The organism is Streptomyces sp. NPDC014907 (genome assembly GCF_055562975.1).
In genome coordinates, this window is record NZ_JBVHEG010000004.1 from 236697 (window position 1) to 253908 (window position 17212).

General features: G+C 71.9%; 13 protein-coding genes and 1 pseudogene. 5 read left to right on the forward strand and 9 right to left on the reverse strand.

From position 1 onward, the window contains the following. Positions 1 to 349: 349 nt before the first annotated feature. The 5 genes from ACZ3IL_RS13285 to ACZ3IL_RS13305 form a co-directional block, all read right to left on the reverse strand. The gene (locus ACZ3IL_RS13285) at positions 350 to 880 is read right to left on the reverse strand and encodes a hypothetical protein (protein ID WP_467389709.1); all 531 of its coding nucleotides are present in this window, start codon (positions 878 to 880) and stop codon (positions 350 to 352) included. Between the two features lie 17 nt (positions 881 to 897). Next, positions 898 to 1053, reverse strand: a complete 156-nt coding sequence (locus tag ACZ3IL_RS13290) for a hypothetical protein (protein ID WP_467389711.1) — start codon at positions 1051 to 1053, stop codon at positions 898 to 900. Positions 1054 to 1472: 419 nt separating this feature from the next. Next, positions 1473 to 2180, reverse strand: a complete 708-nt coding sequence (locus tag ACZ3IL_RS13295) for an alpha/beta fold hydrolase (RefSeq protein ID WP_467389713.1) — start codon at positions 2178 to 2180, stop codon at positions 1473 to 1475. A gap of 296 nt (positions 2181 to 2476) precedes the next feature. Next, the gene (locus ACZ3IL_RS13300; protein ID WP_467389715.1) at positions 2477 to 3313 is read right to left on the reverse strand and encodes an alpha/beta fold hydrolase; all 837 of its coding nucleotides are present in this window, start codon (positions 3311 to 3313) and stop codon (positions 2477 to 2479) included. After that, a complete protein-coding gene (locus ACZ3IL_RS13305) occupies positions 3310 to 3903 on the reverse strand; it encodes a TetR/AcrR family transcriptional regulator (protein ID WP_467389717.1) in 594 nt (197 codons plus the stop codon). Before ACZ3IL_RS13305 ends, ACZ3IL_RS13300 begins: the two co-directional genes overlap by 4 nt. 93 nt (positions 3904 to 3996) lie before the next feature. Here ACZ3IL_RS13305 and ACZ3IL_RS13310 point away from each other — a divergent pair, with 93 nt between their 5' ends. Together ACZ3IL_RS13310 and ACZ3IL_RS13315 are read left to right on the forward strand one after the other, a co-directional pair. Continuing rightward, positions 3997 to 4803, forward strand: a complete 807-nt coding sequence (locus ACZ3IL_RS13310; protein WP_467389719.1) for a transposase family protein — start codon at positions 3997 to 3999, stop codon at positions 4801 to 4803. Further along, positions 4781 to 5035: pseudogene (locus ACZ3IL_RS13315) on the forward strand (threonine--tRNA ligase); the annotation flags it as partial. The gene ACZ3IL_RS13310 and the pseudogene ACZ3IL_RS13315, both read left to right, overlap by 23 nt. 438 nt (positions 5036 to 5473) lie before the next feature. Here the strand turns inward: ACZ3IL_RS13315 and ACZ3IL_RS13320 are convergent. Next, on the reverse strand, positions 5474 to 7909 hold the full coding sequence (locus ACZ3IL_RS13320) for a polysaccharide lyase 8 family protein (RefSeq protein ID WP_467389721.1): 2436 nt from the start codon (positions 7907 to 7909) through the stop codon (positions 5474 to 5476). A gap of 627 nt (positions 7910 to 8536) precedes the next feature. Between ACZ3IL_RS13320 and lanKC the strand changes: the two genes are divergently transcribed. Next, a complete protein-coding gene (gene lanKC, locus ACZ3IL_RS13325) occupies positions 8537 to 11134 on the forward strand; it encodes a class III lanthionine synthetase LanKC (RefSeq protein WP_467389723.1) in 2598 nt (865 codons plus the stop codon). A 486-nt stretch (positions 11135 to 11620) separates the two neighbouring features. Here lanKC and ACZ3IL_RS13330 read toward each other — a convergent pair whose 3' ends face one another. The 3 genes from ACZ3IL_RS13330 to ACZ3IL_RS13340 all read right to left on the reverse strand — a co-directional run bounded on the left by ACZ3IL_RS13330 (position 11621) and on the right by ACZ3IL_RS13340 (position 15267). Then, positions 11621 to 11863: a DUF5302 domain-containing protein gene (locus ACZ3IL_RS13330; RefSeq protein WP_467389725.1), complete on the reverse strand. Its 243-nt coding sequence runs from the start codon at positions 11861 to 11863 to the stop codon at positions 11621 to 11623. Positions 11864 to 12212: 349 nt separating this feature from the next. Further along, positions 12213 to 13493 carry a type II toxin-antitoxin system HipA family toxin gene (locus ACZ3IL_RS13335; RefSeq protein WP_467389727.1) on the reverse strand — a complete coding sequence of 427 codons (1281 nt, stop codon included), beginning with the start codon at positions 13491 to 13493 and terminating at the stop codon, positions 12213 to 12215. 34 nt (positions 13494 to 13527) lie between these two features. Next, positions 13528 to 15267, reverse strand: coding sequence for a DUF262 domain-containing protein (locus ACZ3IL_RS13340; RefSeq protein ID WP_467389729.1), 1740 nt, complete (start codon positions 15265 to 15267; stop codon positions 13528 to 13530). A gap of 356 nt (positions 15268 to 15623) precedes the next feature. On the opposite strand from ACZ3IL_RS13340, the gene ACZ3IL_RS13345 reads away from it, so the two are divergent. After that, on the forward strand, positions 15624 to 15977 hold the full coding sequence (locus ACZ3IL_RS13345) for a hypothetical protein (protein WP_467389731.1): 354 nt from the start codon (positions 15624 to 15626) through the stop codon (positions 15975 to 15977). A gap of 37 nt (positions 15978 to 16014) precedes the next feature. Then, complete coding sequence (locus tag ACZ3IL_RS13350) at positions 16015 to 17208, forward strand: cytochrome P450 (protein WP_467389733.1); 1194 nt, start codon at positions 16015 to 16017, stop codon at positions 17206 to 17208. Positions 17209 to 17212 lie beyond the last annotated feature (4 nt).

The window sequence follows — 17212 nt, forward strand, 5'->3', positions numbered from 1 at the left end:
GCGGGCCGCGACCGGGGCGGGGCCACCGTCCCGGTCGGCTCACCGGGGACCGCGTCCGAGTCGTCCGCCAGGTTCTCGCCGGCCGGGCCGGCGTCCTTCACGACCGTCCGGTCCCGGCTCTCGGCGAGCACGACCGCCTTCACGTGGCCGGCCCCCGCCGGAGCCGAAGCGGAGCCCCGCCCGCGGGCGCATCGGATCGTGCGGGTGACCAGCTCCGGCACAACCAGGACCACGGGGTCGCTCGACTGCGCCACCCCTCCCAGGAACGCCTCCGTCGTCCGGCGCGGATTCGACACCCGTTACGGAAACCACGGGCCCCGTTCGGTGCTCAGGAGAAAGCCCCCGGGGGCTATTCGTACCAATCGTCCTCCGGTTCGGATTCCCGTACGAACCAGAGGTCGAGGGTGTACCGCTCAGTCGTGGGGCACTGTTTCCGCGCTGCTCCGATCCGTTCCGCGTCCCCTCGCTCCTCGCCGACGCTCCGGAGGCAGGTGTTGTAGTAGGCGGCCGTGGCCTCTCGCCCGCTCCATGCCGCGTGTCCGTCGTAGACGCCGGGCCGGGGCAGGTCCATCACGCCTGCCGGTCCGAAGGTGAGTTGGTTGATGACGAGTTGGCCCGTTTCCGATTCCAGAGAGACAGGAATCGTGCCCTCGACGTCTTCCGGGGGCCTCTGGGGGGTGTCCCAGATCCTGATGGTGACCTGTACTTCGATGTCGGGTTGGCTGGCCTGCAGGTAGAGGTGATAGCCGTTTCCGGCGACCACCTGAGTCAATGACCGCTGCAACGACTCGTCGTCCCCGAGGAAGGCGTCCGAGTCGTATACCTCCACGAGCCCGTAGTCCGTCCGGGCGTTGGTGCTGTACTCGGTGATGAGAGGCACGAGGGCTCCGTCACTGCTCAGGAAGTGATTCTCACGTGGAACGCGTCCTCGCCGAAGACGCGGTTCAGGACGAACCCACCGTTGGGGCGGCGACCGCCCGCCTCGTTGCCGGTTCCCTCGACGAGCCGGGCGGAGGCCGGGCCGCCCGGGACGGCGACACCTTCCTTCGCCAAGACGAAGGGGCACTGAGCGTTTTCGGCGTTGCCTCTCCGGGGTGCGGACGGCCGCGACGATGACCACCACGCGGTGGGGGCTGCGGGCAATCGCCAATGGCCGTCGCTCAGTTGGCCTCGCCTTCACTCGGGCGATTCGATCACGACGAGCCCGATCCGGATCCGTGACGGCTCCGTACCACGGTCGGGAGCGCGCACCGGGCCGCGCGGCGGCGCCGGACGGCGAGTCGTCCCGTCGGGCACCGCAGCGTGCGACTGGACAGGTCGGCCGACGACGGGTGCACAAGCACGCGAAGCTCCTGGCGGCTGCGGGCGATCCTGGTCGAGAACCCGTCCACAAGGGGCTTCGCCGTTCCACCGGTCCGCCCCACACCCGGCCGGCACCGTCAGTCCGGAAAAGGCTCACGGGACGGACTCCCCTACTGTGCGGGGCGGGATTCTTCCTCCGACCGCAGGAACGCCAGAACAGCCTTCGCGAACCCCATCGGTTCGGATGTGTGGATCAAGTGCCCGGCCGGAATGGTGACGACTCGCCCGCGAGGAACACGACGGGCCAACTCGACGATGCCGTCCTGGGATACGTGACTGCGTGGCCCGCCGGCCACGACAAGGGTCTCGGCGGTGATCCCGCTGAGGCACTGCAGCCATTCCGCATCCGGCGTGTCGACTTGCCGCCTGATGGCCAACACCATTTCCCAGTCGAACGTCAGCTTCCCGTCCGGCCTGGTCGGAGTGGTCTTTTCCCGAGGACGTGGGATCGGAACGTCCTCCAGGACGAGCCGGTCCACACGCTGCGGACATTCCCCGGCAAGCAGATAGGCAACGATCCCGCCCACCGAGTGCCCCACCAGATCCACCCGGTCAAGTGACAGTGCATCCAGAAAGCCGAGCACGTCGTCCCGCATGAGTTGCAGCGAGTACTCCCCTGGCCAATCACTTCGGCCGTGACCGCGAAGATCGAGAGCATAGACACGCCGACTGCGGGCGAAGACAGGTGTCACGACGTCCCAGTCCGTGGCATCCTCGCCCAGCGCGTGCAACAGGACGAGCGGCGGAGCGTCCGGCGGCCCCGAGACCTGATAGGCCAGCCGGACGCCCCCGACGTGAATCGCATGTTGATCAGCCATGCCGGGAAAATATCGAGGCGCCCGCACCGCGGAAGCACCGTTCGCCGACAGCCGAACCGACCTCTGTCGGCAGCGGCGAAAAAAATCCTGAATTTGTGACGACTGTCGCGCTCCGACTCATAAAGGTTTTACCGCAGTGGTGAATTCCGCGCTGCTGAAACCGGATACCGAGCCGTTGGACGTCCGTGCGTGAGCCGTTTTCATCCTGTGCTGGAGGGTGAAAGAGGTTCACTGACGGACGTGACGTTCGCCGACCGTCTTGGGTGGGTGCCGACCCGGACGAATCCGATTCGGGTCTAGGTCCGGAAGGCCTCCCGGAGGAGTTCGCCGAACCTGACGGGGTGTGTGGTCAGGCCGGTGTGCCCGCCGGGAAAGTGCCGGAGTTCCGTGCCGAGACGCTCGGCCAGGAAAGCGGCCGGACGGTAGGGCAGTTCACCGCGTGAGTCCTCGCCACCGGCGAGTACGAGCCGGTCCGACAGTTCTTCCAGCCGTTGGACGTCCGGGGTGTAGGACATGAAGCCGGGCACGATGCGCCCGAGGAAGTAGGGCAGGTTGGCCATCGTCCGCTCGGCCCGGGCCGCTGCCTGCGGCGGAAGGTCGATTCCGGCCTTCGGCTCGGTGGTGTCGCCGCCTCTCTTCAGACCCGCGGCGAACACGGCCATCGCCGGCATGAGCCCCTCCGCGTGGAGCGTTGCCTGTACGCGCGCGACGAGCGCGCGATGTTCGGAGGCGTCCGGAAGGACCTCCACGACCGGCGGTTCGTGCGCCACGAGGCGTTCGACGTGTTCGGGATGGGCCGTGAGCAGGTGCAGGGCGGTGATCGCGCCAGAGCTGGAACCGAAAACACGCGCGGGCTCACCGGGTGACAGCAGTTCCAGTATCCGGAAGGCGTCGTCGGCGTGCTCTGCCACTCGCTGTTCGGCCTCGGGGTCGTCCAGGGTGCTTCGGGACATGCCGCGCGGGTCATAGGTCGCGACGGTGCATTCGGGAGCCAGGTCGTCGGCGATGCCGTCGAAGGAGGCCGCGTCGCCCGCTCCTCCGGGGATCAGCAGCAGGAGCGGGCCCCGGCCGCGCACTTCGTAGTGCAGGGTCGCGCCGTTCACGCGCAGGCTGCCGATGGTCGGGGCGGTCATGCGGAGTCTCCTTCTCGGGGCAGGGGCCAGTGCTCCAGCAGGGTGTGGAGGGCGTCGAGGGCGCGGTCCCAGGACTGTTGCGGCGAACGCTCGTGCGCGAATCCGCCCGCGGCCTCCAGGGCGACGAAGCCGTGGAACGTGCCGCGCAGCAACCGGACCGCGTCGGTCAGGTCGGGCTCGGCGAGTCCGTAGCCGCGCAGCACGCCGTAGGTCAACTCGACCGCGCGCCGTGGTCCGGGCGCTTTTGCGGCCAGTTCAGGGGCGATCCGGATCGGGGCCTGCGTCGCCGCGTAGCGGCCGGGATGCGCGTGGGCGTACTCCCGCCAGGCGTTGGCAAACGCGACCAGCGCGCCCTTGCCCGCCCGTCCGGAGGTCGCCTCCGCGATACGAACGGTCTTCTCGTCCGCCGCCAGCAGCGCGATCCGTCCGCGCAGATCCTCCAGGCCGCGGACGTGCGTGTAGAGACTGGCGTCCTTCACGCCGAGCCGCCGCGCCACCTGTGACATGGTCACTCGGTCGAGCCCGACCTCATCCGCCAGCTCGGCGCCCGCGATCGTCACCCGTTCCGCCGTCAGCCCCGCCCGCGCCATTCGCCCTCCCCATGATCCTAGGGGCCCTAGTTTTTACCTAGGACCCCTAGGAACGCAAGCAGGAGAAGGCTCACGCCGGTCGTGCGGTTGCGGATGGCCCCCGTCCTGGCTGCTGAACCGTTCCCCCCCCTTGGCCTGCAGGGGTGGTTGTGCAGGTCGGCGGGGTGGTGTGACGAGGCGGGGGGCTCCTGGTCGTCGCGGTGGTGTTCTCCACGCACCGCGCTTCGCCCGAGGAACCTCGCCTGGTCCCGTGCCGTGCCGTGCACGGCGTCCCCCCATGAGCCGGTCGGGCACGTCTCCTGGCTCATCCATGCCCGAAGGTGTGGACGTGGCGCACGGTGGCGCAAGCCGGGCTGCTTCCACCAGGTACTGCTCGCGCCGGCGCACCTGCGGAAGAACGGGACGTCGCCCCGGCTCGCGGCCGGCTTCGGGATCTCCACCGCGACCGCCTGGCGGTACGTGGACGAGACCCCCGAGGTCGTGGCCTCCTGGGCACCCGGCCCGCACGAGACACTCGCCGGCCCGGGCGAAGGAGACCTCGTCATCGTCGACGGCACGCCGATCCCCATCGACCGCGTCGCCGTGGACCGGCCGCACCACTCCCCGAAGCACCGCGAGCACGGCATGAACATCCAGGTCGCAGCCCGCCCCGACGGCACCCCGCCGCGGTTCTCCCGTACGACACCGGGCCGCACCCAGGACCTCACCGCGGCCCGCGCCCACAGCCGTCGTCCGGGCATGCCCGGCCCGGCAGCGGCCTCAGGTGCCGGGCCGGCACGGCGTACCGAGCTGCCGGCGGCTCCACCCCCGTCCCCTTCCCCGGCCGCCGCCCCAAGCGGTGGCAGCGCCGGCACGACAGCACCCACGCCAAGACCCGCTGTCCCGGCGAACAGACCGTGACCACCGCGAGCTCGGCCGTGAACCGGGTCTGTTCGGCACCGGCCCGCTCATCGGCTCCGGCCTGCCGTACCGGCTGCCGGGCGGCGCGACCGTGAGGCATGCCCCGGAGGAGTACGTCCGGGCCGCCGAGCGGCGGTTGGGCTACCGGCGCGTGTGCTCACCGGTTCTCGGCAAACGGGGGCTGTACGAGACCTCCGGGCACTGGGCACACCACAGTGACGACATGTTCCCCCACCCTCCGGCGTGCTCGGCGGGCCGGCCGCCGACCCGGCCGGGCACCGGGGGAGCAGTGGCCGCATGCCCGTGGTCCGTTCCCGGCCCGCACGCGGGAACGGGCCACGGGTGTCACGTGCGGGAAGCCCGCACGACCGGGGCCGGCCGTTCCGCGCCGCACCTCCACCCCCTTACCTGCGGCCCCTCCCCGGCGGGCCGACGGCTGCATCCCGGGCGAGGAGGCCGTCGGCGCGCCGGGTTCGGGTCCGCCGCTTCGCGCAGCGGTGCCCGTGGCGGAAGCGCAGTCAGTGGCCGGGAGCCTGGAGGAGCGGCCGGGGAGCCCGCACGACGAACGCGAGGGGATCACCTCGCGTTCGCGGTGGCGCCGGTCCGCGGATGCCGGTGATCCGCCGATCCGCCCCCGTCGCGGCCCGGACCGGATTCCGGCGCTTCGCCGTCAGCCCAGGGCGAGCGTCGCCCTGTGCGTGGCGGCCAGGGTGCCCGGGGTGATGCGCAGCTTCGCCGACGCACCGGTGGACAGCACCTGGACGGTGGTGTCCTTCGAGATGACCGCCGACACCGCCCGGTTCCAGGTGAGGTCGATGACCGCGCCGTCCCGCAGCGGGCCGGAGACGCACACCGTGGCCGTGGTCCCGGAGACCCGGATCATCACGGCGGCGGGAGCGCCGACCGTCACGTCGCCCACCGTGCCCGCGAACCAGAAGTTGACGCCGGTGAAGCCCAGCGACGGTACGGAGACGCCTTGCTGGTTGTCGGTATTGGCGAGGACGTCCAGCCAGCCGGGGTTCGCGGCGCGGGCCGAGGTCTGCGCGGCGGAGGCCCCGGGCATCAGGACGTGGGCGTAGCCGGCGGCGGTCGGGTCGGTGCCGTGGGCGAACCACAGGGTCAGGTACCGGCGGGTGATCGCGTCGGTGCTGCCGCCGGTGTTGATGTCGGACCAGGCGCCGGTGCGGGCCTCACGCAGTGCCCTGACGGGGGCGCCGCCGGGAAAGACGTAACCGCCGTGGCCTTCGATGTGCGCCCATCCGGCCGCTCCGAAGGCGGCGTTCCAGCCGAGGGTGCCGGGCTGCGCGGCACCGTCCACGGTGAGCGTCCGCGTACCGCTCCCGCCGAGGTTGCGGTTGTCGACGACCGACTCGACGCCGACTCCGTCGCGGCAGTGGATGCCGGCGCCGAGGCAGACGATCGCGTCGTCGAGGAAGAACCAGGACTTCTTCGCCCGGAGCGTGGAGGAGAGCCCCTTGAGGTACTGGCCGACCGCCGCGTAGGTGCCGTCGGTGGCGCCGCCGACCCAGCGCACGTCGGGCCGGGCCGCGCCCCAGGCGCCGCCCTCCCCGGCGGCGAGGGTCTTCTTCGACGCCGTGGTGCCGGGCAGCCGGTAGGGGTCGACGGTGGGCCAGAAGCCGTCGCCGTACTGGTCGTTGGCGAAGTCCTCGCCCCACCAGTAGAGCATTCCGGAGCCGCTGTGCCAGGCGCGCAGGTTCTCGCCGTTGCCGTTCTCGTAGAACGTGATGCGGTTCGAGGCCATGGAGACGTTCGCGGCCCAGCCGGGGCGGCGGTGAACCGCCCTGTCGATGCCGGGGAAGAGCCTGTGGCCGGTGGGCTCCGGCGTGGCCGCCGTGCCGCCGTCGTTCACGGCCTTGAGGCGGGCGAGCTGGGCCACGCCCAGGAGCGGGTCGCCGAGGACCGGGCTGACCGTGTCACGGGCGATCCAGCCCTTGACCATGCCCTCCCACCGGGTCCTCTCCGCGCTGGAGGCGCTCCGGGCCATCAGCGCGACGGCCGCGATGATGCCGTGGCCGCGCAGGTGGTCGTCCTGCCGGATCTTCTGTACGTCGCCCTTCTGCACGCCGCGGCTGGGTGCGCGGCCCGAGACGCTGTCCATGGCCAGGCCGTTGAAGAGGAAGGGTGCGTACGCCTTCTCCACCGAGTCGAGGACGATCTGGCGGGCCGGGTCGGTGATCTCCCAGCTCGTTCCCCTCAGCAGGGCGAAGAGGAGGGAGAGTCCGCCGAGCATGACCGCGCCGTAGGAGCCCGCGTACGGCACGTAGGTGTGCTGGATGAACGAGCCGTCCCTGAACAGGCCGTCGCCCGAGGTGACGTACGGGAAGACCGGCGAGAGCGCGTCCCGGGCGAGGGCGAGCTTGGCGGAGTTCTCGCCGACGACGCCGCGCAGGGCGATGACGCGGCACAGGTCGACGCGGTTGGCGCCGGTGGAGGTGCCCGTGTAGGAGGCGACGGCGCTGTCGGGCACGAAGTGGTCGACGGCGGCGACGTGGTCGGAGATCCGCGCGGCGCCGAGGTCTCCGTGGAGGTGCACGCAGATGTCGAGGAGTGCCTGCGGGATGCCTATCTGCCAGTTGTACCAGTTGCCGTAGCGGGCCCGGCCCGCGTGGTACGCCTCGTCGTGGAGCCGGTCGAGGCCCGCCAGGATCTCGGTCAGCAGGGTGGGGTCCCCGGTGAGTCCGGTGCCGGGCTGGACGTACGCCTCGGTGAGGGTGCGCAGCCGCTGGTAGCTCACGCCCAGGTTTCCCGAGTACGTGTAGGACTCGGGATCGGTGTCCGGTTCGGGGTCGGCGTAGGGCAGGTCGGGCCACAGCGATCCGGCGGTGGGTGCCATGGCCGAGCGCAGGGTGGCCGCGGTGGCGCCCAGGGCGGCGAGCTTGGTCCGGTACGGTTCGGCGCCGGCGTCGAAGCCCGAACCGAGGACGAGGTCACGCCACGTGGCGCGGAGGGCGTCGTACGCGCCGGCCGCGGCGGCGTCCGGGGCGGTGAGCGCGGTCAGCGGCGCGGTGGTCGCGGCGACCGCGAGTGCGCGCAGAAGGGCACGGCGGGACAGGAAGGTGGGGCCGGCGGCGGATGTGGAGGGCACGGGAGAGGTACCTCCGAAGGGAAGAGGGGATGCGTCGTCGTCTCCGGTGCGGGCCGGGCGTCGGGGGACGCCGGTCACGGAAAGGGCGCGCGGTGGTGAGTTTTTCGCACACCCGAACAGAAACCGTCAATACTTCGCTCATAAAAGCAAAGAATTGATCGTTCGCTCAGAACCATTCCTGTGAACGATTCCTCTCCCGGAAAGGGAGCGGGGAGGAATCCAGGAAGGGGGGCGGGGGCGGACCGGGAGGTCCGGGCCGTTCGCGGCCGCCGTCAGGTCCTCGTCCGGTCCCGGCACCGGGGGGCGAGGCGTCGCCCGCCCGGACGCGCCCGACCCCGGCGCGGGGCCGGGAGGAGCGGGGCCGGGAGGAGCGGGGCCGGGAGGAGCGGGGCCCGGCCGGCCGGAGGGCCGGTGACGCGCCGGAACCGCCGTGGGCGGGCGCGCGCGAGGAACGCGTTCACCACCGCTCCCCCTTCGGCGGAATGCCCCCGGCCGCGCCGCCGCCGGCGGCGCGGGCCGCTGCGGCCCGCGCGGACCGCCGCCCGAACCGCCTCCGTACCTGCCGGTCCCGGCGTCCGGGACGCGAGACCGTGGGGACGGCCCACCACCACTCTGTGAGGAGATCCCGTGCTCGAAGGCTTCGCCGAGGCGCTCGCGGACCGGGAGTACTATCTGCCGCTGCCCCGCGTGGCCGACCCCGGGCCGCGCTTCGTCCCCGGCGAGGTCCCGCCCGGCCTGCGCGGCTCCGAACAGGGCATCTGGACGGTCTGGCCCGGCCGGAGGACCGGGCCCGCCGGACAGGGCTGGAAGATCCACGTGTCGGCGCGGCTGGACCGGGCCCAGCACGTGCTCGACACGGTCGCCGGGATCTGTTTCTCCGAGGGCGTGCCGTTCAAGCACCTGAGTGCCCGGCTCTTCTTCCTGTTCCTCCATCACAAGCACGCCGCGCGGGCCCAGTCGGGCAAGTTCTGCGCCGTCTACCCACCGGACACGGCGACCGCCCGCCGGCTCCTCGAACGCCTGCGGGACGCGCTCGACGGGGAGGAGGGGCCGTACGTCCTCACCGACCGCCGCTTCCGCGACTCGCGGACGGTCCACTACCGCTACGGCTCCTTCGACGGTGCCCTCGGCCGGCTCCGGGCCGACGGCACCCGGGAGGTGATGGTCCGCGACGGCTCCGGCCGCGAGGTCGTGGACGCGCGGCTGCCCGCCTTCCACCTGCCCGAGGGGATCACGGACCCCTTCGCCGAACGGGAGGAGCGGCCGCACGCGGGCCCGATCCTGATCCGCGACTACGAGGTGACCCGCGCAATACGCCTGAGCAACGCCGGCGGCGCCTACCTGGCCCGCGACCGGCGGACCGGCCGCACCGTCTTCCTCAAGGAGGCCCGTGCCCACAACGGCCTGGTCTTCGACGGGACCGACGCGCGGCAGCGGCTGCGGCACGAGTACGACGTGCTGCGCGAGCTGCACGCGGCCGTCCCGGGGGTGGGCCCGGAGCCGCTGGACCACTTCACGGAGTGGGAGAACGACTTCCTCGTCACCGAACACGTCGCGGGGCAGCCGCTGGTGGGCTGGCTGAGCCGGTCCTCCCCGCTGGCCCGTGCCGACCGCACGGCCGAGTCCGTCGCCGCGTACTACGAGGCGTGCCGGCGGCTGCTGGCCGGACTGGACGCGGCGCTCGAACGGCTGCACGCCGCCGGTCACCGGTTCGGCGACCTCAGCCCGGGCAACGTCCTGGTCACGCCGTCGGGCGGGGTCCGGCTGGTGGACTTCGAGACGGCCTCGGCGCTGTCCGGGGCCCCGTCGGGGATGGGCACCCCGGGGTTCGCCCCGCCACCCGGCCTGCGCCGGACCGACACCGATCCGCTGCTGCAGGACCGGTACGGCACGGCGGCCGTCGCGCTCGCCTTCCTGGCGCCGTTCAACGAGATCGCCGAGCACGCGCCCGCCAACCTCGTACTGCTGCGCCACGACCTGGCGGACGTGGCCCCGCCGCAGGACCTGTGGCGGCGGGCGACCGCCTTCCACCCGGCGGAGGACCGGACGCGGGACCGGAACGGCCCCGGTCACCCGCCCTCCCCCGCCGAGGTGGACGCCGATCCGCGCGGCTGTCTCACCCGGCTGGCCGGGGAGGTGGCCGCGGGACTGCTCGCGACGGCCGACGCCGACCGGCCGGAGTGGGTCTTCCCGCCCTCGCCCGAGGCGTTCCGGACCAACAACGTGTGCCTGGCCTACGGCACGGCCGGGGTGGTGTACGCCCTGCGGCGCGCCGGGGTCGCGGTGCCGGAGGAGATCCGCGAACGGCTGCGCCACGACGCGCTGGCGCTGCACGGCACGCTGCCCCCCGGGCTGCTCGTCGGCTCGGCCGGCGTCGCCCGGGTGCTGGCCGACCTCGGCCGGCTGGACGAGGCCGCCGACCTGCTCCGGGACGCCGACGACCACCCCCTCACCGCGTCCTGCGGCACGCTGGCCGGCGGGCGGGCCGGGGTCGGCCTGAGCTGGCTCGCCCTGCACCGGCTGACCGGGGAGAGCGGCCACCTGGAGCGGGCCGTCGCGGCGGGGGAACGCCTGCTGCGCGCCCCCGACCTGCCGGCCACCCTCGGCGAACACGACGCCCGCGGCCTGCTGCACGGCCGTTCGGGGCCCGCCCTCTTCCTCCACCGCCTGGCCCTCGGCACCGGCGAGGCCCGTTTCCTGGAGGCGGGCCGCCTGCTGCTCCACCAGGAACTGGACCGGACCTTTCCGCTGGACGACGGCGCCCTGTCCCTCTCCGACAATGCGCGGCTCACCCGTGCCATGCCGTACCTGGCCACGGGCGCGGCCGGTCTCGCGGCGGTGCTCACCCACTACGTGGCCACCGCCCCGGACGAGCGCTGCGCCGCGGCGCTGCCGCGCCTGGTCGCGGGCATCCGGGTCTCCCGCGCCACGAAGGAGCCGGGCCTGTACCGGGGGCTGGCCGGACTGGCCTGGTTCCTGACCCGGCACGCCGAACTCACCGGCACGGAGGCCGCCCGCGAGGACGCCGTGCGCGCCGCGACCGGCCTGCTGAAGTACGCGGTCCCCCACCGGCGCGGTGTCCGCTTCCTCGGAGCGGGTTCGCAGCGGTTCACCGCCGACCTGTCCAGTGGCGGGGCCGGTGTCCTGCTGGTCCTGCACCGCCTGCTGACCGGCCCGCTCCTGCCGGGACCCGATGCGCGTCCCCGGCTCCCGGCAGCCGCCTGACGTCACGGGACGAAACGCCCCCAGAACCCCTCGGCACGGCGGCGGACACCTCCGTGCCGAGGTGCACAGTGAACCGACCGGTACGACCCCTACGAGAAAGAGGAGATCACCCATGGACCAGATCCTCGCGCTCCAGGCCCTGGAGACCGAGCAGGAGGCCGACGCCCTGTTCCCCTGCTTCAGCGTCGCCTGGAGCATCAGCGACATCTTCCCCGAGCCGATGTAACGAGCTGATGCCCGCGAGGGCCGGAACCGGTGGTCCCGCCACCGGCTCCGGCCCTCGTGTGCGTCCGCCCGGCGGCCGGTGGCCCGCCGGACAGCGGGCGGGGTGGCGCGGCCTGCCGGGCACCGGGCGGGGCGGCGCGGCCCGTCGTATCCGGCCGGGCCGGCGGGTGAGTCCTCGCCGGCACCGCCCCGGCACCGCGCCGGCAGCGTGGTGCCGGGGCGGCGGTGGAGGTGGAGCGGCCGGCGGCGGAGCCGGTCGGCTCAGCCGCCGCTCTTGCGCCTGAACGACCGCTGGCTCGCGGCCGGGCCGTGCGCCGCGCGCACCTTCGACGCGTCCGGGCCGGCGGCCACGTCGGCCGTGTCCGCCTGCGCACCGCGCTTGCGCGCCAGGGCTTCGCGGAACTTGCGCTTGAGGTCGTAGTTGCCGTCGCCGTCCGGCGTCAGCGGGGACGCCTCGGGGGTGGCCGGCTCCGAACCTTCCGTGGCTGTGGGCTCTTCGGTCATGGTGACCTCCTGGGTTCGGGGGGGGTGGGCAGGCACAGCTTGTCATGCCGGGCGCGGCGCGGGGCACCGACCACATCGCCCCGCCCCGTTCCGGCGGGTGTTCCCTCCACTGCCGGGGACGTTCCGCCCCCAGGGGTACGGAAAGGACTCCGTGCCGGGCCAGGCGTGTCGGTCCCGTGACGGACTGATCCCAGAGACCCACCCGGCCGGACCCCACGTCGCGGGCCTCTTCCCCTGAAACCACGCGGTGGTCCGAACGAAACCGCCCAGGCGAGTTCGCGGACTCCGCCGGCCTTCCCGACGAGGTGGCAGTCGTACGGGAGGGCGGCGTTCGGGCGGCACGAGTCCCTCAGGGCGTGGGCGAGCCTTTTCGGATCCGGGCGGCGGACTCCCGGATCCAGGCGGTGACCGACCGCTGGACGTCCGGAACGTCGCTCAGCAGGTGCTCGTGCGCCGGCCATTTCTCCAGTACGTGCTCCGCCGTTCGTACGGCGATCTCTCCGAGCCCGGCGCCCGTGGTGCCGAAACGGTGGTCGAGGCGGCGTTCAAGGCGAATGAAGGAAGCCGCGCTCACCGCTTCGAACCGCTTGCTGCCGCCCAGTTTGAGGCCGAGGTCCTCGACTTCGTCGGAGGGGGTGTAGGGGATGGTGGACACCAGGTCGTAGACGGGCGACAGGCTCGGGGTGATCTGGTCCCGGTAGATCAGTGACCAGTTCTTCAGGTGCGCGTCCCCGTTGCCGACGACGACGGAGAAGGCGATCCGCCGAACTGCCTCCCGCAGCGCTTCCACGTCATGGCCGCGGTAGGCGAAGGAGGCGACCGTCTCGAAGGAGGAGTTGTACTTGTCGATCGGGTAGACGTCCTTCACCTGGGCGAAGTCTTCGATGTGGACGCGCGCGCGGCCCGGTTGCGGAGAACGGTCGAACCGGCGCACCGCGTAGGCCCACTCCTCCTTGTTGGGCCACATGCGGTCGGGGATGCCGTCCAGCTCGTCCCGGTGCACCAACCTGACATCGGGCACGTCCAGGCCCACCTGCCCGGCGAGTGACATCATGGCGAATTCGTTGCACGGCACGTGTGGATGACGGTAGTCGGGGAACTTGACGAGCCAGTCCCCCAGTTCTCCGCCCACCGGCACCGTCAAACGGTCACCCCGGGCCAGCAGGGAGAACTTCAGCGCGACCCCCGCCAGGGAAAATCTCCAGGGGGACTCGGCCCGGCCGGTGCGTGCCGCTCCGTCGGTCTTTCGCGCGATGCCGGCTTCGTTCCATTCCCAGCCGTCGTCGGGGCCCTCCGCGGGAAGTACCTGTACCGCGCCCGGCAGGTCGTGCCCGACCTGGGCGAGCAGTTCCATCTCCCGGTCCAGGGAGACTCCTCGGTCCTGAGCGATCCAGTCCCGCAGGGGGCCCTCCGGAAGGAGGTTGGAGAACCAGCGGGGCAATCGCAGAGCTGCGGCGTACGGCCCGCTCAGGTCCTCCTCGAAACGCAGGCCGAGCACCGGCCTGGAGGGGTTCTCCATATAGGACTGATTGAGGACGAAGCGCGTGTGGTCACCCCGCTGGCAAAGCGTGCCCACTCGTGCGCCGTGGAGGAGCACGGCGTGGAAGACTTCCGGCAGACGACCGGTCATGGCCATCCTTTCCGATGACATGAAGGCTGTGCGGCTAACGAAGCTGGTCGTCGGAGAAGTCGATCTCCGGTTCGTTCTCCTCGTCGTCGAAGTCCAGTCCGTCGAGGGACGGTGTGTCCTCGTAGTCCCACTGGGTCATGCGGGCGAGGAAGTCGTCGAGATGAGCGTGAATGCGCCTCTGGCGTGCTTCGAGGAACCCGATTCGGTCCCCCTGCGCCAGGGCGTCCAGGGCGGCGTCGTCGATGAGGTGTGAGCCGATGACCTCTCGCCAAGCGTCCTCGTCCAGGTCGATGCGGGGCTCGGCGAGCATGCGGGAGACCTCGGAGGGCAGGTCCTCGCCGAACGGGAGGAAGATGCGGTTCGCCGCCCACAGGCGCTTGCCCTTCTCACCCGGCTCGTTGAGACGGGGAAAGACGTAGGGAATGGCGCCGACCGGTGTCTGTTCGTCACCGAGAATGCTGGACAGACTCTGCGCGTCCGCGGGGGCCCCCGTGGCGAGGGAACGGGGCCGCAAGGACCACCACGCGCTGAGCACGATCTTCGCGGTGGCCTCGTTCGTACGGAAGCGGTCCGGGTTGGGACGGGCGTGCACGGCGTCCTTCATCGTGTCCAGGAGCGCCTGCAGCGAACCTTCTTCGTCCCCCGGCCGGATCTTGTTGCTGAGGATACGGCTGAACTGGGTGAAACTGCCCTTGAAGACCGACGGGCCCGCGATCGACAGGCGCCAGAAGAGGCGTCGCAGCAGTCGCAGGCTGTTGGGCGCCGGGTTCGGGAAGTGCGCGAAGAAGCGTGTGAGGACGACGAGCTGGGCCCGGTAGGGAAGCAGCGCGATGTGCGGCACTCCCGCGGTCTCGATGAGGAACATGACGGCGCGCACCAGCGCCTCCTCCGCCTCCCGGTAGGCCGTCTGCTCGTCCTCCACGAACTCGAGCTGCGAGCGGCGCGACTCGGTGGCGAACTCGGTCCGGATGTCACGCATGGGGTTCACGCCCCGTCGCGCCAGGAACGCCGCGAGGATGGTGTTGACGTCGATGGTCCCGAAAAGCGTACGGGCGGCCACGTTGTCCGCGATGCGCGAGAAGTTCAGCTGGCCTTCGAAACCCTCCTCGGTACCGGAATTGAGGGCCGTGAAGATCTCCGCTCGGTTGAGACGCCGCCCGTAGTTGTTCATCCGGTCGAAGATGTCCGTCAGAACGTGCAGGTCGTCCTGACGGACCAGATAAGCGGGGACCTTGTACTGGCGGAGCTTGGTGGAGACCTCCTCCGCCTTGTCGTAGTAGTCCTCCACCTCCGGCCCCTGGGTACGGAACCAACTCAGCAGGCGCCGGCCGTCGAAAAGCGTGGGGGCGTCGACGTGGTGCGGCTCCAGGCCGTACCGGGGCGCCTCGATGAACTGTTCCTCCGCCAAGTCGTAGACCACGTTGAACGGCTCGTGCTTGTTGCCCTCGGGGTGCAGTGCGTTGGCGAGGCTGGTCAGGCGCTGCTGGCCGTCGACCACCCAGAACGCCTCGTCCTGCGACGGTGCCTCGATGACCAGCTGTCCCAGCTTGATCTTTTCCGCGGGTGACTTCCGCACCCACAACAGCAGGTTGCCCACCGGGTAGCCGCGCACGATGCTGTCGAAGAGCCGCAACACGTCCTTGGCCTGCCAGCGGAAGCCGCGCTGGAAGTGCGGCACCCTGACCCGACCCTCCTGGGCCCAGGGCACGAGCTGACCGAGTTCGTAGGTGGTGGCGGTGGGCTGTGTCGTGAGGCCCGGTGCGGTCTCGGACATTTCCTGCTCCTGTCGGGTCCTGGTCGGGTGGGATTGAGGGTCGTACGACGGACCACGTCAGAACATAGTGCTTTCCGGACGGAGGAACGTCCCGCCGCCGAAATCGGCGATCTACCCCTTCTCGCCCGTATCCACCTCCCGGCCGGGGACGCGGGTCCACGTGCTGTCGCCGGGAGCGGGCGTCGGGGCCGGGAGCCGCGCCGGGGAGCCCGGGGCTTCCGGTCCCGCGGCACCGTTCACCGGACTCCCGGCACGTTCCCGGGCGCGGTGTGCCCGTGCGACGGCGCCCCGGGGCGGCGGGGAGCGGTCCGGGAGCCCACAGGCCGGTCAGCGCCTGCGGCGACAGGTTCTTGATCATGGTGTTGGTCCGGCGCCTCTGCCGCAGCGTCCGGAGGTGGCAGGAGGCGACGGGGCCGAGCAGCCGGGTGTCCTGCGCGGTCTGCGCGGTCTGCGCGGTCTGCGCGGTCTGCGCGGTCTGCGCGGTCTGCGCGAGTATCCCCCGGTACAGCGAGGCGCGCGTCGCGGTCAGGCGCAGGCCGCGCAGGAGCGGCAGGCCGGATTCCGGCCTGCCGCCCGTCCCCTCCGGCGACTTCTTCCTGAGCGTCGCCAGGAGGACGCCCGAGGGGCCGTCCGGCGGTTCCGCGAAGTCCATGCCGTACGCGGCGGCGACGGGCCGTGGCCCCATTGACCGCCCCCGGCGCCCCCCTTAGGTTCTGTCATCACCCGCTCACTCACCGGAGGCGCCCCATGACCGCGACGGCGGACCCCACTCCCCTCGCCTATCCCTTCAACGAGCCCGAGGGGCTCGGCCTCGCCGAGGCGTACGTCGAGGCGCTGGAGCACCCGGGGCTGTTACGCGTCCGGATGGCGTACGGCGAACCCGCCTGGCTCGCCACCCGCTATGCCGACGCCCGCCTGGTCCTCGGCGACCGGCGCTTCAGCCGCGCCGAGGCCGCCAAGCACGACGAGCCCCGCCAGTCCGAGGCTCAGCAGGACTCCGGCATCCTCGGCATGGACCCGCCCGGCCACACCCGGCTGCGCACCCTGGTCGCCAAGGCGTTCACGGTCCACCAGGTCGAGAAGCTGCGGCCCCAGGTGCGCGAGCTGGCCCACGGGTTCCTCGACGAGATGGAGGCCGCCGGACCGCCGGCCGACCTGGTGGAGTCGTACGCGCTCCCCCTCCCGGTCGCGGTCATCTGCCGCATGCTCGGCGTCCCGGAGGAGGACCGCCCGAAGTTCCGGGTGTGGAGCGACGCTGCGCTGTCCACCAGTTCGCTGACCGCCGAGGAGTTCTGGCGCAGCCGCGAGGAGCTGCGGGCCTACATGGCGGCGCTCATCGAGGACCACCGCGCCCGCCCGCGCCCCGACCTGATGACCGGTCTGATCGAGGCGCGCGACACCGGTGACCGGCTCACCGAGCCGGAGCTCGTCGACCTGTGCGTGGGCATCCTCGTCGCGGGGCACGAGACGACGGCCAGTCAGATCCCCAACTTCGCGCACGCCCTGCTCGACCATCCCGACCAGCTCGCCCTGCTGCGCGAGCGGCCCGACCTGATCAAGGGCGCCGTCGAGGAGCTGCTGCGGTTCGTGCCGCTGGGCAGCGGCGCCGCCTTCCCCCGGTACGCCACCGAGGACGTCGAGGTGGGCGGCACCCTGGTCCGGGCCGGGGAGCCGGTGCTCGTCGCGATCGGCGCCGCCAACCGCGACGCCCTGAAGTTCACCGGTCCCGGACGGCTCGACGTCACCCGCGCCGGCGTCCAGCACCTCGGCTTCGGGCACGGCGTCCACCACTGTCTGGGCGCGCCGCTCGCCCGTCTGGAGCTCCAGGAGGCGGTCCTGGCGCTCCTCACCCGCTTCCCGGACCTGCACCTGGCCGGGGACGTGCGGTGGAAGGACCAGATGCTGGTGCGCGGTCCGCGCGAGATGCCGGTGGGCTGGTGAGCGC